Raw genomic sequence first — 23,791 nt, forward strand, 5'->3', positions numbered from 1 at the left:
GACCGCCGGGGCGGCCCCGCGCGGGGCTCAAAGCGCCGCCTTGATCTTTTCGGCCGCTTCCGGGCTGACCCATTCGGTCCACATCTCGGGGTGGTCCTTGAGGAACTGGCGCGCGCCATCCTCGCCGGTGGCCTGGTTGTCGGTCATCCACGCCATCAGCTGGTTCACGGTGTCATTGGTCCAGCTGCGCTTCTTGAAATAGTCCAGCACGCCCGCGTCGGTCTTGTCGGCAAAGTCCTTCGAGACCAGGGTGAAGACGTTGTCGCGCGGGAAGGCGTTCGGCTTCGGGTCGGTGCATTCCGCGACCGAGGTGCAGCGCTTCCATTCCGCCATGTCGTTCGGCACGCCGAAATCAACCGGCACCATGTCGTATTTGCCCAGCATCGAGGTCGGCGACCAGTAGAAGCCCAGCCACGGCGCCTTCTGCTCGTAGGCCCGGGCCATCGAGCCGTCGAGCCCGGCCGCCGAGCCGGTGTCGACCAGGGTGAAGCCCTTGCCCTCGACGTCGAAGGCCTTGGCGAGTTGTGTGGTGATGATGGTGCCGCCCCAGCCCTGCGGGCCGTTGTAGATCGCGCCCTTCGACGGATCCTCGGGCGCCGGGAACAGCTCGGGGTGGGCGAGGATTTCCTCGATCTTGTTCAGGTTCGGATGTTCGTCCAGCATGTAGCGCGGGATGTACCAGCCCTGCTGGCCGCCGTCCGACAGCGAGCGCGCCATCTCGACGATCTTGCCGTCCTTCAGCCCGCCGGCGACGACTTCGGGCACCAGGTCGACCCAGGCTTCCGGCACCACCTCGGGCTGACCCTTCTCGACCAGCGAGGTGATGGCCGGCACGGTGTCGCTGGTGGTGATGTCGACGCTGCAACCATAGCCGTTGTTCAGGATGAACTGGTCGAGGTTGGCCAGCACCTCGGCGCTTTGCCAGTTCATGCTGGCGATGGTGAACGAGCCGCAATCGGCCTGCGCCATGGTCGAGAACCCTGCCGCCGGGATGGCGGCGGCGATGGCGAATGCAAGTTTTTTCATTGTTTTTTCTCCCTGTGGCGGCTTGGCTGAGGGTCCCCGCGACGCTGCCGCCTGGCGCGCCGGGCTCTGGCTATGGGGCTAGGTCGGAGCGGGTGCGACCAGGCGGCGGGCCTTTTCCATGGCGGCTTCAAGCGCGCGCGCGACCGCCTGCGGGAAGCCGGCGGCCTCGGCGGCCTCGATCCCGGCGGCGGTGGTGCCGCGATAGTCGCGATAGGCCGCGACCAGTTCGACTGCGCGCTGCGGCCGGCCCGCCAGCATGGCGGCGCCGCCGCAGACCGCGGCCTCGACCGCGCGCCAGGCGACGGTTTCCGGCACGCCATGGCCGGTCATGAAATCCGCCATGGCCATGGCCATCAGCGCCGGATAGGCGGCGCCCGAGCCGGGCAGGGCGGTCATCAGGTCGATCTGCGCCTCGGCCGGCAGTTCGTCGGTGGTGCCGATGGCGCCCAGGATGCGGCGCACGGCCTCGCGATCCTCGGGAGTGACGCCCGGCGCGGCCCAGAAGGGCGAATAGGAATTGCCGCTTTCGGCGGCGGCATTCGGCATGGCGCGCACGATCCGCCCGCCCGAGGCCGCCAGCAGATCGGCGCCGACCCCGGCCATGAAGGACAGGACCAGCTTGCCCGGCGCCTGCAGCGCCAGGCCGTGCCAGTCCTCGGGGCGGACGGAAACCACGATGACATCCGCCAGCGCCACCAGTTCGGCGACATCGGCGGCCCAATGCGGGCGGTGGCCGTGATAGTCGGCGCGCGGACCGCTGCGATTGAGCAGCACCAGCGCCTCGGCCGGGACCACCCGGCCGGACAGCAGGTGCTGCCCAAGGGCCGATCCCAGCCATCCCGTCGCGCCGATGATCCCCACACGCATGTCGTCGATTCCCCGATCTCTGCCAGCTTGCCCCACTTGGCTAACAGATTCGCGCCATATCTGGCAAGAAAATGTTCACGATTGTCTTGTCAGGGTTCATCAAAGACCCTTCCATGGTCATGCAAGAACGGAATCGTGACGATCCTGCACATATCCCGCCAGATTGCGTTTTCGGAACGATCCTAAGGCAAGGATGCCGCAAAATTACCCCCAATAGGGATGATTTGCGACCCTTTCTTGTAATTTTGCGCCATGCGCGGCGCCCGGGCCGGCCGTCAGGGGCGGAAGCGGGCGGTGAAACGGGCCATTTCGCGCGGCTCGGGCAACTCGTCGGCATAGATCTTGACATAGGTGGGGATGCGGGCCAGCCGGGTCTCGATGTCCTCGTCCGCCTGCATCGAGATATAGCCGATCTGCACCAGATAGATGGTGCGGGCGCGGATATCGGCCTCGTCCGGAGCGATGCCCCATTTCGCCAGCATCTGCGTCAGCGCCGCGAGCCGGGCCAAGTCGGCGGCCTTGATCCGCGCCGCCACGTTCTCGTCCTGCAGCGACCAGCTGCGCACCGCGAATTCCAGCCGCGAATCGAAGACGCCCGGCGCCAGGAAGCAGGTCAGGACGTTCAGCATCGCCTCGGCCCGGGTCTCGGCATATTGCGTGGTCGAATCGATCAGCGGCCGGGTGGTGCGCAGCTCCCAGCCGTCGAGCAGGGCGGACAGCAGCGCCTCGCGATCCTCGAAGAACCAGTAGAAGCTGGTGCGCGACAGGTTCAGCCGCTTGGCCAGGGGCAGGATCTTGACCGCGTCGATGCCGCTTTCGATCAGCGCCTGATAGCCGGCTTCCAGCCAACCCTCGCGCGACCCTCGCCAGCCCGTTTCGGATGCGTTCGCCTGATCCATGACACTGCTTAGGACGCGCGCGACAACCGAGCAAGATAAATGTGCAATTTGCGGCGCTTTCGGTTCACCGATGATTTTTTAATTGACACAAGTGAACATTTTCGGATTTTCTCGGAACAGCACACTCCACCCAGAGCAGGCAGAGCCATGTCGAACGATCCCCTTCTGCAGCCGTTCCAGCTGAAGCACCTGACGCTGCGCAACCGCATCATGATCACCAGCCACGAGCCGGCCTATCCCGAGGACGGCATGCCCAAGGATCGCTATCGCGCCTATCACGTCGAGCGCGCCAAGGCCGGCGTGGCGCTGACCATGACGGCGGGCTCGGCCTCGGTCTCGCGCGACAGCCCGCCGGTGTTCAACAACATTCTGGCCTGGAAGGACGAGGTGGTCGGCTGGATGAAGCAACTGACCGACGAATGCCACGACCACGGCTGCGCGGTCATGATCCAGCTGACTCACCTGGGCCGGCGCACGCGCTGGGACAAGGCGGACTGGTTGCCCGTCGTCTCGCCCAGTCACGAACGCGAGGCCGCGCACCGTTCGTTCCCGAAGAAGATGGAGGACTGGGACATCGCCCGCATCATCGGCGATTATGTCGATGCGGCCGAGCGGATGAAGGCCGCGGGCCTGGACGGGCTGGAATTGCAGGCCTATGGTCACCTGATGGACCAGTTCTGGTCGCCGCTGACCAATGACCTCGACGGCCCCTATGGCGGCTGCCTGGACAACCGGCTGCGCCTCACCTTCGACATCCTGAAGGGCATCCGCGAGCGCTGTGGCGAGGATTTCCTGCTGGGCGTGCGCTATACCGGCGACGAATGCCTGCCCGGCGGCTTCGACGCGCAGGACGGCATCGCCATCTCGCAAAAGCTCAAGGACAGCGGGCTGGTCGATTTCCTGAACGTGGTGCGCGGCCATATCGACACCGACGCCGGGCTGACCGACGTGATCCCGGTGCAGGGCATGCGCAACGCGCCGCACCTGGAATTCGCCGGCCAGATCCGCAAGGCCACGAATTTCCCGACCTTCCACGCCGCCAAGATCCCCGACGTGCCGACGGCGCGCCACGCCATCGCCGCCGGGCTGGTCGACATGGTCGGCATGACCCGCGCCCACATGGCCGACCCGCATCTGGTGCGCAAGGTCGTCGAGGGCCGCGAGGACGACATCCGCCCCTGCGTCGGCGCGAACTATTGCCTCGACCGCATCTATCAGGGCGGGCTGGCCTTCTGCCTGCACAACGCGGCGACGGGCCGCGAGGAGACCATGCCGCAGACCATCCCGCCGGCCGCGGTGAAGAAGCGCATCACCATCGTCGGCGCCGGTCCGGGGGGCATGGAGGCCGCCCGCGTCGCCGCCGAGCGCGGCCACACGGTCACCGTCTTCGAGGCCGCCGACCAACCCGGCGGCCAGATCCGCCTGACCGCGCTGCAAGAGCGCCGGCGCGAGATGATCTCGATCATCGCCTGGCGCCAGGCCATGTGCGAAAAGCACGGCGTCACCTTCAACTTCAACACCTTCGCCGAAGCGGATGACGTGCTCGCGACCCGACCGGACGAGGTCATCGTCGCCACCGGCGGACTGCCGCATACCGAGGTTTTGCAGGCTGGCAACGAGCTGGTCTGCTCGGCTTGGGACATCCTGTCGGGCGACGTGAAGCCGGGCTCGAGCGTGCTCGTTTATGACGACGCCGGCGACCATGCCGCGCTGCAGGCCGCCGACCTGATCGCCGCGACCGGGGCGAAGGTCGAGATCGTCACCCCCGACCGCAGCTTCTCGCCCGAGGTCATGGCGATGAACCTGGTGCCCTATATGCGCAGCCTGCAAAAGCGCGACACCACCTTCACCGTCACCTGGCGGCTGCAATCGGTCGCGCGCGAGGGCAATCGGCTGCGCGCCACGCTGGGCAGCGATTACGGCGGCGTCACCCGCGACCGGCTGGTCGACCAGGTGGTGGTGAACCACGGCACCCGGCCGCTGGACGAGCTGTATTTCGACCTCAAGCCGCAATCCTCGAACCTGGGCGAGGTGGATTACGAGGCGCTGACCACCGGCGGCTTGCAGGATGTCCGCAAGAACCCCCAGGGCAAGTTCCGGCTGTTCCGCATCGGCGACGCGGTGGCGGCGCGCAATACCCATGCCGCCATCTACGACGCCTTGCGGCTGGTCAAGGATCTGTAATCGAACGGGAAACGGAAAGGGCACGGAATGGAACGACCGCAGGAATTGCAGGATTTCCTGGACATCGCCTTGCCCGCCATGCAGGCTCGGGCAGTCGGTGCGCAATCGCGGGCCTCGCTGGCCTGGATCGCCAAGGCCGCGGCCACGCCTGCCGCGCCCGGCGCGGCGCCGGCCAGCCAGCCGGTGGTCGAGCGGGTGCTGGAGCCTGCGCTGGACCGCCCGGTCGAACAGGCCGATCTTGCGGCGCTGCTGGCGGCGTTGCGGGCCCTGGCGCCGCGGCTCTGCTGGCGCCGGCGCAGCGGCGATGCCACCGCCGGGCCCGGCTTCGAGGACGGCCATGCCAATGCCATGCTGCTGGGGCCGGGCGGGATCGAGGACCGCCGCGACCTGTGGATCGGGCTCAGCCTGCTGGCGCCGGGCATCCGCTATCCCGACCACCAGCACGCGCCCGAGGAAACCTATCTCGTGCTCTCGCCCGGCGATTTCTGGCAGGAAGACGGCGACTGGTTCCAGCCCGGCGTCGGCGGCAGCTTCTACAATCCGCCGAACATCCAGCACGCCATGAAGGCCGGGGACGAGCCGCTGCTGGCGCTTTGGGCGTTGCGGCCGGAACGCGAGGCGGCCTCGCACAAGCCGCGGCTTGCAGCGCCCTGAACCGCGGCCGGTCGCGCGCGACCGGCTCGGCAGTCTTGAAGGTGGCGGTCAGGTTCAGCGCCGCCGGCCCTGCGCATCGAGCGACAGTCGGGCCCCCGCGTTCGACCTGCTGGTCGATGACGGCATGGGCGCTGTAGCTCGGGCAGCCTTGCCATCACCGCTTGGGCGTCGGTGACGGTCGGGCCCTTGAGCGCCACGGGTTTGCCGGCCGCAATGTGCGAGGGTTCTTGGTCCGGCTCGGCTTGCGCGCGGGGCCCGGGGGGCTTTGCCCCCCGCGTTTCGTGCACCCCTCGACGGGGTGCGCGAAACGCTCCCCCCAGGATATTTCGGCAAGAAAGAAGCCGGCCGGTCAGGACGCCTTGCGGGTGCCGGGCATCTCGATGTTGATTTCCAGGCTCGACAGGTCGTCGCTGCGTTCCAGCTTGATGTCGACCGCATCGCCGTCGACATCCATGTGGCGGCGCACCGCCTCGAGGATGTCGCGCTGCAGAAGCGGCAGGAAGTCGGGGCCGGAATTGCTGGTGCGTTCATGCGCAAGCAGGATCTGCAACCGCTCCTTGGCGGTCTGCGCCGAACTGGGCTTGCGCGGGCGGAGTGAGAAACCGAACATCTCAGGCCGTCCGTCCCAGAAGCCGCTGGAAGAAGCCGCGCCGCTGTTCGCCGGGGGTCGCCCGCATCTCGATCTGTTCGCCGACCAGGCGGCCGACCGCGTCCAGATAGGCTTTGCCGGCCGGCGATTTCTCGTCCAGCGACACCGGCGTGCCCTCGTTCGAGGCCTTCAGCACCGAGGTGCTTTCCGGGATGATGCCCAGAAGCGGGATGGCCAGGATTTCCAGCACATCCTGCACGCTCATCATCTCGCCATTGGCCGAGCGGGCCGGATCGAAGCGGGTCAGCAGCAGCTGCGCCTTGACCGCGCTGTCGTCGCCCTTTTCCGCCAGGAAGGTCTTGGAGTTCAACAGCCCCAGCACCCGGTCGCTGTCGCGCACCGAGGACACTTCGGGGTTGGTCACCACCACCGCCTCGTCGGCGTAATACATCGCCAGATGCGCGCCGCGCTCGATGCCCGCCGGGCTGTCGCAGATGATATAGTCGAATTCCTCGCGCAGCTCGTCCAGCACCGCCTTGACGCCCTCGGTGGTCAGCGCGTCCTTGTCGCGGGTCTGCGAGGTCGGCAGGACGTAGAGTTTCTCCAGCCGGCGGTCCTTGATCAGCGCCTGCTTCAGCTTGGCGTCGCCCTGGATCACGTTGATGAAGTCGAAGACCACGCGGCGTTCGCAGCCCATGATCATGTCGAGATTGCGCAGGCCCACGTCAAAGTCGATCACGACCGTCTTTTTGCCGCGTGCGGCCAGCGCGGCGGCGATGGCGGCCGAGGAGGTCGTCTTGCCGACGCCGCCCTTGCCCGAGGTGACAACGATAACCTTGCTCACGAGCGTTTCCTTTCGATCATGGTCATTTCAGCGATTCGATGCGCAGCTTCTCGCCATCCAGCCAGACCTGCACATTGTCGCGGGGGGTGTCGGGGCCCAGATTCTCGCTGGTGCGGTAGAGGCCGGCGATGGCCAGCAGCTCGGCATCGAGCGCGTGGCAGAAGATGCGGGCCGAGGTGTCACCGTTGACGCCGGCCAGCGCCCGGCCGCGCAGCCGGCCATAGATGTGGATGTTGCCGGCCGCGATGACCTCGGCGCCCGAGCTGACCGAGCCGACGATCACCAGGTCGCCGCGGTCGGCGAAGATCATCTGGCCCGAGCGCACCGGCTGCGTCACCATCCTGGTGGGCTGCGGTGCCTCGCGCACCGGGGCCGGCGTCTCGGGGCGGCTGCCCTGGCGGCTGACGCGGTCCAGCGGCACGTCGCGCCCGCCGGCCAGCGAGATCAGCCCCGCCGCCCGCGCTGCCGCGGCCTGCGCCGCCGTGCCGCTCTGAATGCCGAAGACCGACAGGTTGCGCGCCCGCAGGTCGTCGGTCAGGCGCAGGATCTCATCGACGCTTTCCAGCCCTTCGGCCTGTTCCAGGTCGATGACCAGGGGCGCATTGTCGAAGAACAGCGGCACCTGCGCCAGCCGCGCGTCCAGCGCGTCGAAGAAACCGGCGTCGGGGCGGCCCGACAGATGCAGCGCCACGGCCGTGAAGAAGCGGCCGCGGATCTGGATAGGCTTCAGGGTCGCGACTTTGCGCGTCGCGCTCTTGCCGGGGTGCATTCTGTTCTGCTCGGGCTATGGTCGATTCTGGCTGCGCGCTTGTCCGGCGCGCTTAGGGCTGCCTTCCTAATACGTCGCGGCGGCTGCGTCCATGCGCAACTGCCGCGCCGCGCGATTTCGGCAGAGACACGCCGTCCGGCCCGGGTGCATGGGCGGGAAACCGTCCCCTCTTGCCTTCATGGCCGCTTCTGCCGTCACCTGATCCGAAACCGGCAGGAAGGAATCGCCGCCATGTCAGGCAAGACCCGGAAATATGTCATCGTCCCCGAGGACAACGTCTTCAACGAAGGCATGGAGACCGCAAGCTTCCGGCTGTTTCGCAGCATGCACCAGCGGCTGTTCGGGGGCCGCGGCGCCAGCATTGCCAGCAGCGCCGCGCAGGGGGCCGAGGCGGGCGACCTGTCGCCGACGCGGCCGCCCTTGCGCATCCTCGAGACCGAGGCGGGCCGCATCCGGCTGATCGATTCCATCGGCGAGGACGAGGCCTCGCTGGTCCGCATGACGCCCGAACAGGCCTTCGTGCTGCAGCGCGCCTATCCCGGGCTGCGCATCCGGCCCGAGCTGCGGCTTTACCCGCTGCGCTTCGGCCAGGTGAACATCATCCGCCAGCAGGCCAAGCCCACCGCCTTCCGCTCGGAAAAGGAACTGGCGCTGCGCTGCGTCGATGCCGCCAGCGGCAAGCCCATCGCCGGGGCGCAGGTCGTGGTGGTTCTGAACAGGCGCCGGGGCTTCGGCATCTCGGACGTGCGCACCGATGCGCAGGGCTGGTTCCGCACCGCGCTGCCGGCCGGGCAGACCCGCATCGACGCCATCATCTGCGCGCCGCTGGCCGGCTATTGGCCGGGCGGGGTGCAGGATGTCGAGGTCGCGCCCCAGGGCGTCACCGAGGTCGAGCTGCCGGTGCCGCCCATCGCCGACGACTTTCCCGATGCGCTGGCCCGCATGGTGGCGCCGGCGGGCAAGAGCGACGGCGAGGGCATCAAGGTCGCGGTCATCGACACCGGGGTCGACCCGGCGCCGGGGCTGAACCTGGTCAAGGGGCTGAACACCACCGGCACCGAACCGGCGGACGAATGGTTCGGCAATGGCACCGGCCACGGCACCCATGTCGCCGGCATCATCGCCCGCGTCGCGCCCAAGGTGGCGCTGCACGCCTATCGCGTCTTCGAAAAGGGCGACGGCGGCGCCAGCGAATTCGCCATCGCCCGCGCCATCCGCCAGGCGGTCGAGGACGGCTGCGACATCATCAACATGAGCCTGGGCCAGTCCTCCGAGCCGATCTCGATCTCGCGCGAGGTGCGGCGGGCGCGGGCGCTTGGCGTGGTCTGCGTCGCGGCGACCGGCAACGACGGCATGGCGCCGGTGTCCTACCCGGCGCGCTCGGCGGCCGTGCTGGGCGTTTCGGCCGGCGGTGTGCTGGACGCCTGGCCCGAGGGGGCGATCACCGCGCGCAATGTCGCCCGGGATCCGGCGCCCGTGGGCGAGCGTTTCTTTGCATCTTTCAGCAATATCGGCCCCGAGGTGGACTTTATCGGGCCGGGCGTTGGTATTATATCTTGGGTCGACGACACGTCGAAAGGGGTGATGGACGGCACCTCGATGGCCTGCCCGGCGGTGGCGGGCCTGATCGCGCGGTTGCTGTCCCGGACCCCCGGGCTGCTGTCGGCCGAGCGCAACCAGCAACGCTCGGACGACATCATCCGGATGGCGAACGAACATGCACGGCCGATCGGATTCGGCAAGGAATATGAAGGCGCTGGACTGATCGAATAGGTTTTGGCGATGGCTATGGAAAACAAGCGCAACGAATGTTTCGTGCTGGTCTATTCCGACGACCGCGACCCCTCGCGCGAGGAAACGGCCGAGGTTCTGGACCAGTTGAGACCGCTGCCGGCCGAGGAGGTGATTCCCGGCACGATTCGCGTCACCGGCCCGCGGCGCGAGGTGGAACGCTGCACCGGGCCGCTGGCGCATTGGAAGCTGTCACGCGAAAAGGTGTTCCGGCTGAACCCGCCCTACAAGGCGATGCGCTGACCGGCGCGGCGCCGGAAAAATCCCCACGGTCAAAAGACTTGCGGCAAGCCCCGCCTGCCGCCTAACATCGGCCGGCCGGTGCCGTCCTGCCCGGTCCGCGCCGGGGTAGGGGCCGGCTGGGGGAATCGTGTCGTGACGAGTGCCGAGTCCAAGGCGGGAATGCGCGCGCAGCGGGAGATGGTCTCGCTGATGACGGCGCGGGTGCGCGACGCCGCGCTGCGCAAGCCGCATTTCGCCGATGCCGGCACCGACCTGGTCACGCTGTGCCGCGAGATGGCCGCGCGCGGCATTGCCGATGCGCTGGTCCGCGATGGCGACCGGCTGGGCATCTTTACCGCGACCGACCTGGTGGCGGCGCTGGCCGGCGACCGGCCGCCCTCGGCGCTGACGGTGGGCGCGTTCACGCATTTCGACCCCTGGTCGGTGCAGGCGGGCGACCCGCTTTACGACGCCATGCTGTTGATGCTGCGCCACCGCATCCACCGCCTCTTGGTGCGCGACGGCAGCGAGGTGGTCGGCATCCTGAGCCAGCTCGAGCTGATGGGCTTTCTTGCCAGCCATTCGCACCTGATCGCGGCCGAGGTGGCCCAGGCCGCCGACGTCCCCGACCTTGCCCATGCGGCGGGCCAGGTCGAGGGGCTGATCCGCGTCCTGCATGGCGACGGCGTGCGCATCGAGATCATCGCGGCGCTGGTCGGCGGGCTGAACCGGCAGATCTTTCGCCGGCTGTGGGAATTGCTGGCCCCCGAGGCACTGCGCGCCAATTCCTGCCTGATCGTCATGGGCAGCGAGGGCCGGTCCGAACAGATCATCCGCACCGATCAGGACAATGCGCTGATCCTGCGCGACGGCTTCGATTTCCCGGGGCTCGACCGCATCACCGAACGCTTCACCCAGGCGCTGATCGGCTTCGGCTATCCGCCCTGTCCCGGCGGCATCATGCTGAGCCGGCCCTTGTGGTGCCAAAGCGTCCAGGGCTTCGGCGCCGCGCTTTACGACTGGGTGCATGGCAGCGACCCCGAGGGGGCGATGAACCTGGCGATCTTCCTGGATGCGGCGGTGGTGGCGGGGGACGCCGAGCTGCTGGCGCAACTGCGCGCGCGACTGCGCCGCATCCTGACCGGCGGCGACGGCTTCCATGCCCGCTTCGCCGCGGCGATCCAGCAGTTCGGCGGCACCGCGCAGGGCGGCTGGTGGCGGCGCCTGCCGGGCCTGCGTGGCCCCGAGGCGGCCGAGATCGACCTGAAGAAGCTGGGCATCTTCCCGGTCGTGCACGGGGTCCGGGCGCTGGCGCTGGAATATGGCCTGAGCGCGCAGCCCACGGCCGAGCGGCTGCGGCAACTGGCCGAGGCGGGCCGGATCGACGCCGGGCAGGCGCGCGACCTGACCGATGCGCTGCATTGCATGATGGGGCTGAAGCTCGCCTCGAACCTGGGCCAGATCGCGGCGGGACGGGCACCCGACAACACCATCCGCCCGGCGGGCTTGGGCACGCTGGACCGCCAGGCGCTGCGCGATTCGCTGAACATCGTGCGCGATTTCAAGGCCTGGCTGGCGCAGCACTATCGGCTGGACGCGCTGTGAACCGCCGCGACGGCCCGCCCGCCCGGCTATTGGTGGCGCTGTGCGGCGCGGGGGTGCTGGCGCTGAACTTTCCGCTGCTGCTGATCTTCGACAAGCCGGTGACGGTCCTGGGCCTGCCGCTGCTGCCGGTGGCGCTTTTTGTGATCTGGGCGGTGCTGGTCGGGCTGCTGGCGCTGGTCTCGGGCCGGGATGGCGGCGAATGATCGCGCCGGGCACCGTGCTGGTCGCATCCTTCGGCTATCTGCTGCTGCTGGTCGCGGTCGCGGCCTGGGGCGACCGGCGGGCCGGGCAGGGCCGGTCGCTGGGCGGCAACGGGCTGGTCTATGCGCTGTCCTGGGGGGTCTACTGCTCGGCCTGGACCTATTTCGGCAGCGTCGGCCGCGCGGCCACGGCCGGGGTCTGGTTCCTGCCGATCTATCTGGGCCCGATGCTGGCCATGGCGCTGGCCTGGCTGGTGCTGCGCAAGATGGTCCGCATTGCGCAAAGCTATCGCATCACCTCGATCGCCGATTTCATCGCCAGCCGCTATGGCAAGAGCCCGGGCCTGGCGGCGCTGGTCACCATCATCACCGTCGTCGGCATCCTGCCCTATATCGCCTTGCAGTTGAAGGCGGTCTCGGTCGGCTATGACGTGCTGACCGGCCATGCCGGCGCCCAAGGCGCGCCGTGGTGGCGCGACGGCACGCTTTACATGGCGCTGTCGCTGGCGGGCTTCGCCGTCGTCTTCGGCACCCGCCACCTGGACCTGTCCGAGCGGCACGAGGGCATGGTCGCCGCCATCGCCTTCGAGTCGGCGGTGAAGCTGGTGGCTTTCCTGGCGGTCGGGGTCTTCGTGACCTGGGGGCTGTTCGACGGCATGGGCGACATCTGGACCCGCGCCCGGGAGCATCCGCAGATCGGCGCGCTGCTATCCCTGGGCGGGCCGGGATTCACCGGCTTTGCCGGGGCGCAATGGTTCGCGCTGACGCTTCTGTCGGCGCTGTCGGTGCTGCTGCTGCCGCGCCAGTTCCAGATGATGGTCGTGGAATGCGGGAACGAGCGGCAGATCCTGCGCGCCTCGTGGCTGTTCCCGGCCTATCTGCTGGCGATCAACCTGTTCGTGCTGCCCATCGCCATCGGCGGCATGCTGAGCCTTGGCGACGGCGGGGCAGGGGCGGAAAGCTATGTCATGACCCTGCCGCTGGCCCAAGGCGCGCCCTGGCTCGCGCTCTTCGTCTATATCGGCGGGCTTTCGGCCGCGACCGGCATGATCGTGGTCGAGACCGTGGCCATCTCGACCATGGTCTGCAACGATCTGGTCATGCCCGCGCTGTTGCGCCGGGGCCGGCTGGGCGAGGGGCAGGACCTGACCCGGCTGCTGCTGAACATCCGCCGCGCCGCCATCCTGGCGGTCGTGCTGCTGGGCTATCTCTATTTCCGCATCGCGGGCGAGGCCTATGCGCTGGTCTCGATCGGCCTCATCAGCTTTGCCGCCGTGGCGCAATTCGCCCCGGCGCTGCTGGGCGGGATGTATTGGCAGGGCGCGACCCGCGCCGGCGCCTTCGCCGGGCTGATCGGCGGCACGCTGGTCTGGGCCTGGACGCTGATGCTGCCCTCGGTCGCGAAATCGGGCTGGATCCCGGCGGGGTTCCTCGACGGGCCGTCGGGGCTCGCGTTCCTGGCGCCGCACAGCCTGTTCGGCCTGACCGGCTTCGACGAGCTGACCCATGCGCTGTTCTGGAGCCTCCTGGTCAATGTCGGGCTTTACGTGGGCGTGTCGCTGGCCAGCCGCCCCTCGGTGCGCGAGGCGAGCCAGGCGGTGCTGTTCGTCGACGTGTTCCGGCGCGGCGCGGACGGGCCGGTGTTCTGGCGCGGCCGGGCGCGGACCCAGGACCTGCGCGCCCTCGCCACCCGCTTCCTGGGCCCGGCCCGGGCCGAGGCACTGTTTGCCGACCACGAACGCGAGACCGGCGCGCTGACCCCCGACGCAAGGCTGGTGGACCGGGTCGAGCGCCAGATCGCCGGCGCCATCGGCACCGCCTCGGCCCGCGTCATGGTCGCCTCGGTCGCGCAAGAGGAGCCGCTGGGCACCGCCGACGTGCTGGAAATCCTCGACGAGGCCTCGCAGGTGCGCAGCCATGCCCGGGCGCTGGAGCTTGCGACCGAGGAACTGCGCGCGGCCAATGAAAAGCTGCTGAGCCTCGACCAGCTCAAGGACGATTTCATGTCCTCGGTCACGCATGAGCTGCGCACGCCGCTGACCACGATCCGCGGCTTGGCCGAGCTGCTGATCGACACGCCCGACATCGACGAGACGCAGCGGCAGGAATTCACGGCCATCATCCTGACCGAGAGCGAGCGGCTCAGCCGGCTGGTCAACCAGGTGCTCGACCTCGCCAAGATCGAGGCCGGCATGGCCGAATGGCACAGCGCGCCGGTCGACATGGCGGCGCTGATCCGGGGTGCGGTGCAAAGCAGCATGGGCCTGTTCCGCGACCGCGAGGTGGCGGTGGAACTGGACCTGCCCGAGGTGCCGCCGGTCATGGGCGATGCCGACCGGTTGGTGCAGGTCATGGTCAACCTGCTGTCGAACGCGGCGAAATTCGCACCCGCGCCGGGCGGCCGGGTCCGCGTTTCGCTGCGGCAGACGGGCGAGGCGCTGGAGGTGCGGGTCGCCGACAACGGCCCGGGCGTGCCCCTGGCCGACCAGGCGGCGGTGTTCGAGAAGTTCCGCCAGGCGGGCGATGCGGCGACGCGGCCGCCGGGGACGGGGCTCGGGCTTCCTATCAGCAAGCAGATCGTGGATAATCTGGGCGGGAGGATGTGGCTGGAGTCGGAACCGGGCCGGGGCGCCTGTTTCGCCTTCAGCCTGCCGCTTCGCCATCGGGAGGGGGTGGATGGTGACACGGGTATTGATCGCGGATGACGAGCCGAACATCGTCCTGACCCTGTCCTTCATGCTGAAACGCGAGGGCTACGAGGTGCTGACCGTCCCCGACGGGGTGCAGGCGCTGGCGGCGATCCGGGCCGAGCGCCCGGCCCTGGTGCTGCTCGACGGCGCCATGCCGGGCATGACCGGCTTCGAGGTCTGCGAGGCGGTGCGGGCGGATCCCGAGGTCGCGGGCACGCCGATCCTGATGTTGACCGCCAAGGGACGCGAGACCGACATCGCCCGCGGCATCGGTGCCGGTGCGGATGCCTATGTCACCAAGCCCTTCTCGACCCGCGAGCTGATCGTGAAGATCCGCGAGATGCTGGCATGAGGCTCGACCGGGGCCGCGTGCTGGCCGCGCTGGCGCCGGGGCTGGCGCTGGCGATATGGTCCGGCGCGGGCTTGCTGATCTGGCGCGCCGCGCGGCCCGAGGCGCTGGCCCAGGCGCTGGCGGGGCAGGGCGCGCTGCTGCTGGGCTGGCTGGCGCTTGGCGCGGCCGGGGCCGGCTGGCTGGCGCTGTCGCTGCACGACCGGCTGGTGCGGGCACCGCGCCGGCTGGCCGATGCGGCGGCGAACCTGGCCGAGAACCCGGCGGCGCCGCTGCTCGATGACCCGGCGCCGCTGGCGCAGGCGGTGAACCGGCTGGCGGGCCGCAGCCGCGCCTTGCAGGCCGACATGGAGCGCCTGGTCGCCGAGGCCAGCCGCAAGGTCGCGCAGGAACGCGACCAGCTGGGCGCGCTGATGGCGGAATTGCAGCAAAGCGTCGTGGTCTGCACGCTGGACGGCCGCATCCTGCTGTATAACGAACGCGCCCGGGCGCTGTTCCAGCGGCTGTCCGACGCGCCGCAGATCGCCGGCGGGGCGGACCTGATCGGGCTTGGCCGCTCGATCCATGCCGTGATCGACCGCCCGCTGATCGAGCATGCGCGCGAGACGGTCGAGCGGCAGCTGGCGCGCGGCGAACCGGCGGGGGCGGCGCGCTTCGTCACCACCACCGGGGCGGGGCATCTGTTGCAGGTGCTCTGGGCGCCGGTGCGGGCCGAGGTCGCGCTGACCGGCTATGTGCTGCTTCTGGACGACATCACCGAGGAACAGGCGGCGCAATCGCGCCGCGACCAGCGGCTGGTGGCGCTGACCGAGGCCAGCCGCGCCTCGCTGGCGAATATGCAGACCGCGCTGGACATGCTGGACTATCCCGACCTGCAACCGGCCGAGCGCGACAGCTTCCAGCAGGTGGTCCGCGACGAGGTGCAGGCCATGGCGGCGCGCCTGGCCGAGCTGACACAGGGCGGGGCGGATGCGCAGGCGCGCTGGCCCTTGCAGGACATGCTGGGCGCCGACCTGCTGGCGGCGGCGGCCGGGCATCTGCGTGCCAGTTCAGGCCGCGCGCCCGCGGTCGAGGAGCCGGCCCCCGACCTGTGGCTGCGCGTCGACAGTTTCGCCCTGGTGCATGCCTTGGGCGATCTGGCGGCGCCGCTGCCCGAGGGGGTGGCGCCGGGGCTGCGGCTGGCCGAGGCGGCGACGCCGGGCTGGGCGCATCTGGACCTGAGCTGGCCGCAGGACGCCGCGCCGGCCGAGGGCTTTGCCGCGATCCGCGCGTCGGCCCGCGCCGTGGCCGAGCGCCACGGCGGCGAGCTGTGGCTGGAGCATGACCGCGCCGCGGGCCGGTCGTTCTTTCGCTTTCTCTTGCCGATGGCCCAGGGCCGGCGCGAGGCGGCGGGCGATCCGCGGCCCGAGTTCTATGACTTCGACCTGTTCGGCGCCGATGCGGCCGGCCATGCGCTGGACGACAGCCGGCTGGAGCAGCTGGCCTATACGGTCTTCGACACCGAGACGACCGGGCTCGACCCCGCCGGAGGCGACGAGATCATCCAGATCGGCGCGGTTCGGGTGCTGAACGGCAAGATCCTGCACGGCGAGGGCTTCGACCAGCTGGTGGACCCCGGCCGCTCGATCCCCGAGGCCGGCATCCCCTATCACGGCATCCGCCCCGAGATGGTGCGGGGCCAGCCCCGCATCGCCGAGGTGCTGCCGGCCTTTCACGCCTATGCCGCGGGCACGGTTCTGGTCGGCCATAACGTCGCCTTCGACATGCGCTTCCTGCAATTGAAAGAGGCGGCGACCGGGCTGCGCTTCGACCAGCCGGTGCTGGACACGCTGCTGCTGGCCAGCATCGCCCAGCCGCACGAGCCCTCGCAATCGCTGGAGGCCATCGCCGCGCGGCTGGGGGTGACGATCGCCGGGCGCCACAATGCCGCTGGCGATGCGCTGGCGACGGCGCAGGTGTTCCTGGCGCTGCTGCCCCTGCTGAAGGGGCGCGGCATCGTCACGCTGGGCGAGGCGCGGGCGGCGGCCGAGACATCCTATTACGCGCGGCTGCGATATTAGCCGTCGGCGCCGGGGCGCTGCCCCGGGCCCCGGGGTATTTGGAGAACGGAGAAGGGCGAAAGGGCGTCAGCCCTGGGCATCGAGCGGCAGGCGGATCTGGATCCGCAACCCGCCTTCGGCGCGGTTGCCGAGCTCCAGCGTGCCGCCATGCGCGGCGATCACGTCCTGGGCGATCGAAAGGCCGAGGCCGGTGCCGCCCGTGGCCGGGTTGCGGCTGGCCTCGCCGCGCACGAAGGGTTCGGTGACGCGCGGCAGCAGCGCGGGCGGGATGCCGGGGCCGTCGTCCTCGATGCGGATCAGCGCCGCGTTCGGGCCGCGCTTCAGGCTGACCCGGGCCGGGCCGGCATAGCGGCGGGCGTTGTCGAGAAGATTGCGGATGGCGCGGCGGATGGCGACCGGGCGCAGCGGCATCACCAGCGGGCCCGCGCCGGCGTAGCTCGCCTGGCTTTCGGCGCAAAGCTGCGCCAGGGTCGCGTCGAGGTCGACGGGTTGCAGCGGCTCGGCGCCGCGCCGGGCCGAGGCGGCATGCATCAGCCCGTCGGCCATCACCGCCATTTCGTCGAGGACGCGGATCATGTCCTGGCGCTGTTCGTCGCCTTCCAGCATCTCGGCGCGGATGCGCAGGCCGGTGATCGGGGTGCGCATGTCATGGGCAAGCGCGGCGAGCATGCGCATGCGTTCGGCCTCGAAGCCGGCGATGCGGCGCTGCATGTCGTTGAAGGCCAGCGCCGCCTCGCGCAGCTCGCTCGCGCCGCATTCGGTGACGCGGGCGCTGCGGTCGCCGCGGCCGGCGGCGCGGGCGGCCTCGGCAAGGGCGCTGAGCGGGCGGGTCATCCGCCGCACGAACACGAGCCCCACGGCCAGCGTGCCCAGAAGCGAGGCGAGCAGCGGTGCGAAGAAGCCTTGCTTCCATTGCCAGGCATCATGCGCCGGCAGCGGATAGACCAGCGCGTTCAGCCATTGCCCGGCATCGACGCCGCGCTCCAGCCGGACCGAGACCAGCATCAGCGCCGCGCGTTCCTGTTCGGCGGGCTGGGGGGTGCTTTCATGGATGCGGATCAGCCGGCCCGGCAGTTCGGCCGCGAGGTCGGCTTCGTGGTCGGGCAGGCGCGTGGTCTCGCTGAGGTCGGGCGGCTGCGGCGCGACCCAGAAGCGGGTGAAGCCGGTGCTGCTGGTGCCGGGCAGCAGCCGCGCCGTGGCAAGGTCCGCGGTCTCCAGCGCCGCGACCAGCGCGTGCAGGCGGTGCGCGTCGCCCTGCAGGCGGATGGCGCGGTCGAAGGCCGAGCCCTCGCGCGCCATGACCCAGGCGGCGATCAGGTTGGCGCCGAGCAGCGCCGCGATGAGCAAGAGCGAGAAGCGCGCCGCAAGCCCGCCGGGCCAGAGCCGGCTCATGCCAGCGGCTCGACTTCGGCGGCCAGCCGGTAGCCGCCGCCCCATTCGGTGACGATCAGCTGCGGCAGGCGCGGATTGGCCTCGATCTTGTGGCGCAGCCGGCTGACGGTATTGTCCACCGCGCGGTCATAGGCCCGCATCTCGCGTCCCGCCAGCAGGTCGAGCAGCCGCATCCGCGACAGCACCTGGCCGGGATGGTCGAGAAACAGCGACAGGAGCCGGTTCTCGCCCGAGGTCAGCGCCACCTCCTGTCCCGAGGGCAGGGTGACGATGGCGCGGCCGGCCTCGTGCACCAGCCCGGCAAAGCGGCGCCGGGTCAGGGCGGGGGCGGGCAGTTCGGGCGGCACCCGGCGCAGGACGGCATGGATGCGGGCCAGCAATTCGCGCGGGTCGAAGGGCTTGGTGACGTAATCGTCGGCGCCGAGGTCGAGGCCCTGGATGCGATCCTCTTGGGCGGTGCGGGCGGTCAGCAGGATCACCGGCAGGCGCCGGCTTTGCACCAGGTCGCGGCAGAGGCTCAGCCCGTCCTCGCCCGGCATCATCACGTCGATGATCGCCAGATGCACCGGATCCTGCTCGAGCGCCGCCCGCGCCTCGGCGGCATCGGCGGCCAGGCGGATGCGAAAGCCGTTGCGGCGCAGATACTGGCCCAGCGGCTCGCGGATGTCGCGGGCGTCGTCGACGATCAGGATGCGCGGTTCAAGCGTGTCGGTCATCGGCATTCGGCGGAAACGGCGGCGCAGAGGGCGCGCCGCCGATCCATATCAGAAGGTCGAGGTCAGCGACAGGTAGAAGGCGCGGCCCGGTTCGTTGAAGGTATTGGCCCCGGCGCTGACGCCGCTGCCTTCGCGCAGCACCCGCTCGTCGAAGATATTGGTGACGCCGGCGCCCATGCGGGCATTGTCCGTCAGCTGGTAGTTGAAGCCCAGGTTGACGATCGTATAGGGGTCGCGCGCCTTGGGGTTTTCCACCGGATCCAGCGTCGTCGGACTGTAGGTCGGCGATTCGATCTTGCCGTAATGAGTCAGCGAGGGCGTGACCGTCAGCTTTTCGGTGGCCTGCCAGTCCAGCGCGGCGTTGACGGTGTATTTCGGCACCAGGCTCAGCGGGTCGCCGGTCTCCTTGTTCTCGGACTTCGCCATATAGGTGAAGTTGGTATTGAAAGTCAGGGTCGGGGTGATTTCCTTGCTCAAGTTGCCCTCGACCCCGGCCACGACCGCCTTGGGAATGTTGATCCACTGGAAATATTGCGCGCGATTGCCGCTGCCGGTGTCGAAGCTGCCGAGCGGCTCCAGGCTGGCCTGGATCTTGTCGCGGTAATCGTTGTGGAAGGCGGTCAGCGTGCCCGACAGGCCTTGGCCCGCGTCATAGGCGATGCCGATTTCGGCATTGAGGCTGGTTTCCGGGTCGAGGTCGGCGTTGCCGACCACATAGCAGCCGCTGCCCAGGCTGGGATAGGCTGCCGGGCAGCCGTTGCCACGGGTGTAATAGACGTAGTTCGGATTCAGCTGGTACAGGTTCGGCGCCTTGAAGGCCCGCGCCACGCCGACCTTCATCGTCCAGGCGTCGTCGAATTTGTAGCTGACGTTGAGGCTGGGGCTGGCGTTGAAACCGAAGGTATCGCCATGGTCCAGCCGCAGCCCCGGCGTCACCGTCAGCTTGTCGGTCCAGTAGATGTTCGCCTCGGCATAGAGCCCGGCGGTCAGCTGGGTCATCTTGGCGTCGCGCGCCTCGGGGTCGCTGATCGTGCCGGGGATCGCGCCGTCGTTCACGGTCTGCCGGTTCGAGATCGGGTCGACCAGTTGCTCGTGGCGCAGCTCGGCGCCCAGCGTCAGGCTGGTCTCGCGGCCCGAGAACTGCATGGGCAGGATCAGCTCGGACTTGGCAGTGATGTTTTCCAGTTCGATGGTGCCGCGCTCGGTGTCGACGATCGAACCCTCCGGGCCGCCGGCGGTGCCTTCCAGGTTGCGGGTGTTGTCGGTGCGCTCGTATTGCAGATAGCTGTGCGCGGTACCGAAATCGTAGTCGCCGCGATGCGTGACCGAGAAGGTCCGGCGCAGCATGGTGTTGGTTTCCTTGCCGTAAAGCGAGGTCAGCACCTCGTTCACCGAGGAGTTCTGCCGGTCGCCGGCGAACAGGTTGCCCTGGCGGCTGAAACCGGCCTCGAAGTCGATGACGTTCGAGGCATCGAGCTGCCAACTGAGCAGCGCGGTCACGTCCTTGTTCACCACGCCCTCGACCCCGGCGGCCGGGCAGGCGACGGTTTCCTCGGTGCCGGCCTCGGTGTCGTAGTCGCAGGTCGAATCGTCGATCACGCCGTTGATGAGCGGGTCATCGGCTTCCGACTTGGCGTAGTTGCCAGTCAGCCGGAAGGTCAGGTTTTCGCCCAGCGGCCGGGCGAACAGGAAGTTCGCGCGGTAATTGCCGCCCTCCAGGCTGCTTTCGGGCGAATTGACATAGGTGCCGAAGCTCAGCGTCGGCTCGGTCGGGCGCTTGGTGATGATATTGACCACACCGCCCGCCGCGCCCGAACCGTAGCGCGCCGCCGCCGGGCCGCGGATGACTTCGATGCGCTCGATCATCTCGGCCGGCACCCAATTGCTGTCGCCGCGCGAGTCGCGCTCGCCCGAGCGGCCCATGCGCACGGCGTTGCGCGACAGCACGGGCTTGCCGTCAATCAGGATCAGGGTGTTTTCCGGCCCCATGCCGCGCAGGTCGATCTGGCGCTGGTTGCCGCGCTGCCCGGTGGCCGAAGAACCGGTCAGGTTCACGCCCGGCATCTTGCGCACGATTTCGGCAATGTCATTGACCGGCGGGGCATCCTGGATGTCCTCGGCCGTCACGGTCGAGGTGCCGAGGGCCTGCTTGCCCTGTTCCTCGGCCGAAAGCACCACCGTTTCAAGGACGATGGTTTCATCGGGATTGGTGGCGTCTTGGGCCAGAGCCGCGCCGGCAAAGACCGGCAGCGACATCAGCAGACAGATTGCGGTGCCCGTGGCCGGGCGCGGGAAAGGCGTCGCCATCGCATGTTCCTTTGAAAGGGTTCGGGGATGGCTGGCGCGCGCGCGGGCTAGGCCCGCTTCAAGCATTTGTGAAGCCGGGCAGCAATGCGCGGTGTGGGATTATTGTGTCGCGAAATGTCGCAAATCGACCGGATCGCCGGGCTTCACCGCCGCTGCCGGGGGTTTCACACCCCCGGACCCCCGTGGGATATTTGGACACAAAAGAGAATGCCAATGAGGCGCGCGGGAGTAAGATGGCGGCCCAGAGGAGAGGCGGGGCATGACCGGATTGCCAGGCACGGCCGAGCTGGAAACGCATCGGGTGGTGAACCAGCCGGCGCCGGCCGGGGATGTCGATCCCTGGCAGGACGATCCCGTGCTGCACCGGGCGCTGCGCGGGCAGGGCGCCGCGCTGGAAGACCTGGCGCGCTATGGCGCCGGCCTGGGCGCGGCGGGGATGCGCGATGCCGCCCGCGACGCCGAGCGTCATCCGCCCGAGCTGCGCCTGTTCGACAGCGGCGGCCGGCGGCTGGACGAGGTGCATTTCCATCCGGCCTATCACCGGTTCATGCGCTTGTCGGTCGGCGCCGGCTATCATTCGGTCGCCTGGGAGGGCGGGCCCGCCGCCCATGCGCGTCATGCCGCGATGGTCTATCTGGCCAGCCAGGTCGAGCCAGGCCATTGCTGCCCGCTGACCATGACGCATGCGGCGCAGCCGGTGATCGCCGCCTCGGGCCTGCCTGCGGACTGGCAGCGGGGGATGATGTCGCGCGACTATGATCCCTCGATCCGGCCGGCGGCCGCCAAGGCGGGCATCACCCTGGGCATGGCGATGACCGAAAAGCAGGGCGGATCGGACCTGCGCGCCACGCAGACGCAGGCACGGCGCGACGGTGCGGCCTGGCGGCTGACCGGGCATAAATGGTTCTGCTCGGCCCCGATGTCAGACGGCTTCCTGACCCTGGCCCAGGCGCCGGACGGCCTGACCTGCTTCCTGGTGCCGCGCTGGCTGGAGCAGGAGCGCAACGGCATCCAGTTGCAGCGGCTGAAGGACAAGCTGGGCAATCGCGCCAATGCCTCGGCCGAGATCGAATATCGCGATGCGCTGGCCTGGCAACTGGGCGAGGCGGGCGACGGCATCCGCACGATCCTCGAGATGGTGCATCACACGCGGCTCGACACGGCCATGGCCCCGGTCGGCTTGATGCGGGCCGCGCTGCGCGAGGCGCATCGCTGGATCTCGCAGCGCAGCGCCTTTCAGCGCCGGCTGATCGACCAGCCGCTGATGCGGGCGGTGCTGGGGGATCTGGTGCTGGATTGGGCCGGTTGCCTGGCGCTGGGGCTGGGCGTGGCGGCGGCCAGCGAGGGCGGGCATGACCGCGCCTTGGCCCGCATCGGCGTGGCGCTGGCGAAATACCTGGCCAACAAGCTGTGCCCGCTGGTGGTCGCCGAGGCGATGGAGATGCTGGGCGGCATGGGCTATGTCGAGGATACGCCGCTACCGATGCTGTATCGCGAGGCGCCGCTGAACAGCATCTGGGAGGGTTCGGGCAATGTGATCTGCCTGGACGCGCTGCGCAGCTTGGCGCGCGAGCCTCTGGCGGCCGAGTCGCTTGCGGCTCGCCTGGATGCGGTGATCGGGCTGGAGCCGGGCTACGATACCGCGCTGGCGGCGCATCGGGCGCGCTGGCCCGGCCTGCCGCCCGAGGCCGAGGCGCGCTGGTTCGTCGAGGAGACGGCGCTGCTTCTGGCTGCGGCGAATTTGCTGGACTCGCATGAGCCTGCCGTGGCGACAAGTTTCGTGGAAACGCGCCTGACCGGCAGGCGCGGTCGGTTCATCGGCGCCTTGCCGGTCTCGGCCGCGGAGCAGGCTTTGGGCGGCGCGTTTGGTGAACACATTACATAAATCAAATTATCATTATTGCTTCCGATTGTGCAACGTCTATCTGTCCTACCACTGAAATAATGACCATTCGGGCCCCTTTTTTGACCATTATACAACCATTTAGTGGCCATTGCCGTGTCTCGACCTGAACAAAATCATTTGATTTCAATTTATTGACGGAATCCGGCCGACCGTCTCCTGCGGTTGTGATCCGTCATCCGGCCTTGGACCTGACCCGTTGACCGTCCGGATACTGACCGGCAAGGTCGCCTCAATCTCATTTGGAGCGATGGGAACGCCTGAAGGTCGCCAGATCTCCGCAGTTTCCTGACCACCACGTTTCCGCCGGAAAGTGCCGCCTTTCCGAACGGCGGAGCCATGTCTCGAAGGTCGACACGATGTCGCAATATGAAATCCATCCAGCCCCTGGACAAGATGCCCCTGAGGCCCAGGCGCAATCACCACCGCCCTGCCCGGCCCGGTTTCCCGCTCACATGCGCTGAGCCGAACGTCGGCCCCTGCCCTGACCCACCTCTGTTGCAACAGCCCGGCCGGTTTCCGGCTGCTGGCGCTGCTTTGCCAAAAGGAACCCCTCATGTCCTGCATCCCGTTTTTCGAGGCCCGTTTTTTCAATCCGAACGAGGGCCAGGTCGCACTCATTCTTGCAGCGGAGGCGCGCGGCCAATGAACATCCTGATCACGGCCGACCTGCACGTCGACCTCTGGGCCGACGACGGACGCGATCCGTTCGCCGGCATCGTGC

The 23,791-nt window shown here is 68.8% G+C and carries 19 protein-coding genes; 10 read left to right on the forward strand and 9 right to left on the reverse strand.

Annotation, left to right across the window (positions count from 1 at the left end; genetic code table 11):
• Nucleotides 1-27: 27 nt before the first annotated feature.
• The 3 genes from ASV56_RS21250 to ASV56_RS21260 form a co-directional block, all read right to left on the reverse strand.
• The gene (locus tag ASV56_RS21250; protein WP_062563961.1) at nucleotides 28-1,026 is read right to left on the reverse strand and encodes an ABC transporter substrate-binding protein; all 999 of its coding nucleotides are present in this window, start codon (nucleotides 1,024-1,026) and stop codon (nucleotides 28-30) included.
• A 78-nt stretch (nucleotides 1,027-1,104) separates the two neighbouring features.
• Complete coding sequence (locus ASV56_RS21255; RefSeq protein ID WP_062563962.1) at nucleotides 1,105-1,893, reverse strand: pyrroline-5-carboxylate reductase family protein; 789 nt, start codon at nucleotides 1,891-1,893, stop codon at nucleotides 1,105-1,107.
• Nucleotides 1,894-2,168: 275 nt separating this feature from the next.
• Entirely contained in the window at nucleotides 2,169-2,792 is a 624-nt protein-coding gene (locus tag ASV56_RS21260; RefSeq protein ID WP_062563963.1) for a TetR/AcrR family transcriptional regulator, read from the reverse strand.
• Nucleotides 2,793-2,939: 147 nt separating this feature from the next.
• On the opposite strand from ASV56_RS21260, the gene hpbA reads away from it, so the two are divergent.
• Entirely contained in the window at nucleotides 2,940-4,976 is a 2,037-nt protein-coding gene (hpbA, locus tag ASV56_RS21265) for an N-methyl-L-proline N-demethylase HpbA (RefSeq protein ID WP_062563964.1), read from the forward strand.
• A gap of 27 nt (nucleotides 4,977-5,003) precedes the next feature.
• The gene (locus ASV56_RS21270; RefSeq protein WP_062563965.1) at nucleotides 5,004-5,630 is read left to right on the forward strand and encodes a dimethylsulfonioproprionate lyase family protein; all 627 of its coding nucleotides are present in this window, start codon (nucleotides 5,004-5,006) and stop codon (nucleotides 5,628-5,630) included.
• Nucleotides 5,631-5,979: 349 nt separating this feature from the next.
• Here ASV56_RS21270 and minE read toward each other — a convergent pair whose 3' ends face one another.
• The 3 genes from minE to minC are packed head-to-tail and all read right to left on the reverse strand — an operon-like array spanning nucleotide 5,980 to nucleotide 7,832.
• Nucleotides 5,980-6,240, reverse strand: a complete 261-nt coding sequence (gene minE / locus ASV56_RS21275; RefSeq protein WP_062563966.1) for a cell division topological specificity factor MinE — start codon at nucleotides 6,238-6,240, stop codon at nucleotides 5,980-5,982.
• A 1-nt stretch (nucleotide 6,241) separates the two neighbouring features.
• Nucleotides 6,242-7,063: a septum site-determining protein MinD gene (gene minD / locus ASV56_RS21280; protein ID WP_062563967.1), complete on the reverse strand. Its 822-nt coding sequence runs from the start codon at nucleotides 7,061-7,063 to the stop codon at nucleotides 6,242-6,244.
• 22 nt (nucleotides 7,064-7,085) lie between these two features.
• Nucleotides 7,086-7,832, reverse strand: coding sequence for a septum site-determining protein MinC (gene minC, locus ASV56_RS21285; RefSeq protein ID WP_062563968.1), 747 nt, complete (start codon nucleotides 7,830-7,832; stop codon nucleotides 7,086-7,088).
• Nucleotides 7,833-8,063: 231 nt separating this feature from the next.
• Between minC and ASV56_RS21290 the strand changes: the two genes are divergently transcribed.
• The 7 genes from ASV56_RS21290 (at nucleotide 8,064) to ASV56_RS21320 (ending at nucleotide 16,749) form a co-directional block, all read left to right on the forward strand.
• Nucleotides 8,064-9,605: a S8 family serine peptidase gene (locus ASV56_RS21290; RefSeq protein WP_062563969.1), complete on the forward strand. Its 1,542-nt coding sequence runs from the start codon at nucleotides 8,064-8,066 to the stop codon at nucleotides 9,603-9,605.
• Nucleotides 9,606-9,614: 9 nt separating this feature from the next.
• On the forward strand, nucleotides 9,615-9,866 hold the full coding sequence (locus ASV56_RS21295; RefSeq protein WP_156429268.1) for a hypothetical protein: 252 nt from the start codon (nucleotides 9,615-9,617) through the stop codon (nucleotides 9,864-9,866).
• 159 nt (nucleotides 9,867-10,025) lie between these two features.
• The gene (locus ASV56_RS21300; RefSeq protein WP_062563971.1) at nucleotides 10,026-11,450 is read left to right on the forward strand and encodes a putative nucleotidyltransferase substrate binding domain-containing protein; all 1,425 of its coding nucleotides are present in this window, start codon (nucleotides 10,026-10,028) and stop codon (nucleotides 11,448-11,450) included.
• The gene (locus ASV56_RS21305) at nucleotides 11,447-11,653 is read left to right on the forward strand and encodes a hypothetical protein (RefSeq protein WP_062563972.1); all 207 of its coding nucleotides are present in this window, start codon (nucleotides 11,447-11,449) and stop codon (nucleotides 11,651-11,653) included. The genes ASV56_RS21300 and ASV56_RS21305 overlap by 4 nt, the downstream gene beginning before the upstream one ends.
• Nucleotides 11,650-14,355, forward strand: coding sequence for a sensor histidine kinase (locus ASV56_RS21310; protein ID WP_062563973.1), 2,706 nt, complete (start codon nucleotides 11,650-11,652; stop codon nucleotides 14,353-14,355). Before ASV56_RS21305 ends, ASV56_RS21310 begins: the two co-directional genes overlap by 4 nt.
• Nucleotides 14,327-14,692 carry a response regulator transcription factor gene (locus ASV56_RS21315; protein ID WP_062564063.1) on the forward strand — a complete coding sequence of 122 codons (366 nt, stop codon included), beginning with the start codon at nucleotides 14,327-14,329 and terminating at the stop codon, nucleotides 14,690-14,692. Before ASV56_RS21310 ends, ASV56_RS21315 begins: the two co-directional genes overlap by 29 nt.
• Nucleotides 14,689-16,749 carry a 3'-5' exonuclease gene (locus ASV56_RS21320; protein WP_062563974.1) on the forward strand — a complete coding sequence of 687 codons (2,061 nt, stop codon included), beginning with the start codon at nucleotides 14,689-14,691 and terminating at the stop codon, nucleotides 16,747-16,749. Before ASV56_RS21315 ends, ASV56_RS21320 begins: the two co-directional genes overlap by 4 nt.
• 66 nt (nucleotides 16,750-16,815) lie before the next feature.
• On the opposite strand, the gene ASV56_RS21325 is transcribed toward ASV56_RS21320, so the two are convergent.
• The 3 genes from ASV56_RS21325 to ASV56_RS21335 are packed head-to-tail and all read right to left on the reverse strand — an operon-like array spanning nucleotide 16,816 to nucleotide 21,164.
• Nucleotides 16,816-18,141, reverse strand: a complete 1,326-nt coding sequence (locus ASV56_RS21325) for an ATP-binding protein (RefSeq protein WP_062563975.1) — start codon at nucleotides 18,139-18,141, stop codon at nucleotides 16,816-16,818.
• A complete protein-coding gene (locus tag ASV56_RS21330; protein ID WP_062563976.1) occupies nucleotides 18,138-18,857 on the reverse strand; it encodes a response regulator in 720 nt (239 codons plus the stop codon). The genes ASV56_RS21325 and ASV56_RS21330 overlap by 4 nt, the downstream gene beginning before the upstream one ends.
• A gap of 48 nt (nucleotides 18,858-18,905) precedes the next feature.
• Nucleotides 18,906-21,164, reverse strand: coding sequence for a FepA family TonB-dependent siderophore receptor (locus ASV56_RS21335; protein ID WP_062563977.1), 2,259 nt, complete (start codon nucleotides 21,162-21,164; stop codon nucleotides 18,906-18,908).
• Nucleotides 21,165-21,423: 259 nt separating this feature from the next.
• On the opposite strand from ASV56_RS21335, the gene ASV56_RS21340 reads away from it, so the two are divergent.
• A complete protein-coding gene (locus tag ASV56_RS21340; protein ID WP_062563978.1) occupies nucleotides 21,424-23,049 on the forward strand; it encodes an acyl-CoA dehydrogenase family protein in 1,626 nt (541 codons plus the stop codon).
• The last annotated feature ends 742 nt before the right edge of the window (nucleotides 23,050-23,791 follow it).

Source organism: Paracoccus aminovorans, from assembly GCF_001546115.1.
GTDB lineage: Bacteria > Pseudomonadota > Alphaproteobacteria > Rhodobacterales > Rhodobacteraceae > Paracoccus > Paracoccus aminovorans_B.

Coding starts and splice junctions, on each gene's coding strand:
- ASV56_RS21250 (WP_062563961.1), bottom strand. CDS start 1,026: ATGAAAAAACTTGCATTCGCCATCGCCGCCGCCATCCCGGCGGCAGGG.
- ASV56_RS21255 (WP_062563962.1), bottom strand. CDS start 1,893: ATGCGTGTGGGGATCATCGGCGCGACGGGATGGCTGGGATCGGCCCTT.
- ASV56_RS21260 (WP_062563963.1), bottom strand. CDS start 2,792: ATGGATCAGGCGAACGCATCCGAAACGGGCTGGCGAGGGTCGCGCGAG.
- hpbA (WP_062563964.1), top strand. CDS start 2,940: ATGTCGAACGATCCCCTTCTGCAGCCGTTCCAGCTGAAGCACCTGACG.
- ASV56_RS21270 (WP_062563965.1), top strand. CDS start 5,004: ATGGAACGACCGCAGGAATTGCAGGATTTCCTGGACATCGCCTTGCCC.
- minE (WP_062563966.1), bottom strand. CDS start 6,240: ATGTTCGGTTTCTCACTCCGCCCGCGCAAGCCCAGTTCGGCGCAGACC.
- minC (WP_062563968.1), bottom strand. CDS start 7,832: ATGCACCCCGGCAAGAGCGCGACGCGCAAAGTCGCGACCCTGAAGCCT.
- ASV56_RS21290 (WP_062563969.1), top strand. CDS start 8,064: ATGTCAGGCAAGACCCGGAAATATGTCATCGTCCCCGAGGACAACGTC.
- ASV56_RS21295 (WP_156429268.1), top strand. CDS start 9,615: ATGGCTATGGAAAACAAGCGCAACGAATGTTTCGTGCTGGTCTATTCC.
- ASV56_RS21300 (WP_062563971.1), top strand. CDS start 10,026: ATGCGCGCGCAGCGGGAGATGGTCTCGCTGATGACGGCGCGGGTGCGC.
- ASV56_RS21310 (WP_062563973.1), top strand. CDS start 11,650: ATGATCGCGCCGGGCACCGTGCTGGTCGCATCCTTCGGCTATCTGCTG.
- ASV56_RS21315 (WP_062564063.1), top strand. CDS start 14,327: ATGGTGACACGGGTATTGATCGCGGATGACGAGCCGAACATCGTCCTG.
- ASV56_RS21320 (WP_062563974.1), top strand. CDS start 14,689: ATGAGGCTCGACCGGGGCCGCGTGCTGGCCGCGCTGGCGCCGGGGCTG.
- ASV56_RS21325 (WP_062563975.1), bottom strand. CDS start 18,141: ATGAGCCGGCTCTGGCCCGGCGGGCTTGCGGCGCGCTTCTCGCTCTTG.
- ASV56_RS21330 (WP_062563976.1), bottom strand. CDS start 18,857: ATGACCGACACGCTTGAACCGCGCATCCTGATCGTCGACGACGCCCGC.
- ASV56_RS21335 (WP_062563977.1), bottom strand. CDS start 21,164: ATGGCGACGCCTTTCCCGCGCCCGGCCACGGGCACCGCAATCTGTCTG.
- ASV56_RS21340 (WP_062563978.1), top strand. CDS start 21,424: ATGACCGGATTGCCAGGCACGGCCGAGCTGGAAACGCATCGGGTGGTG.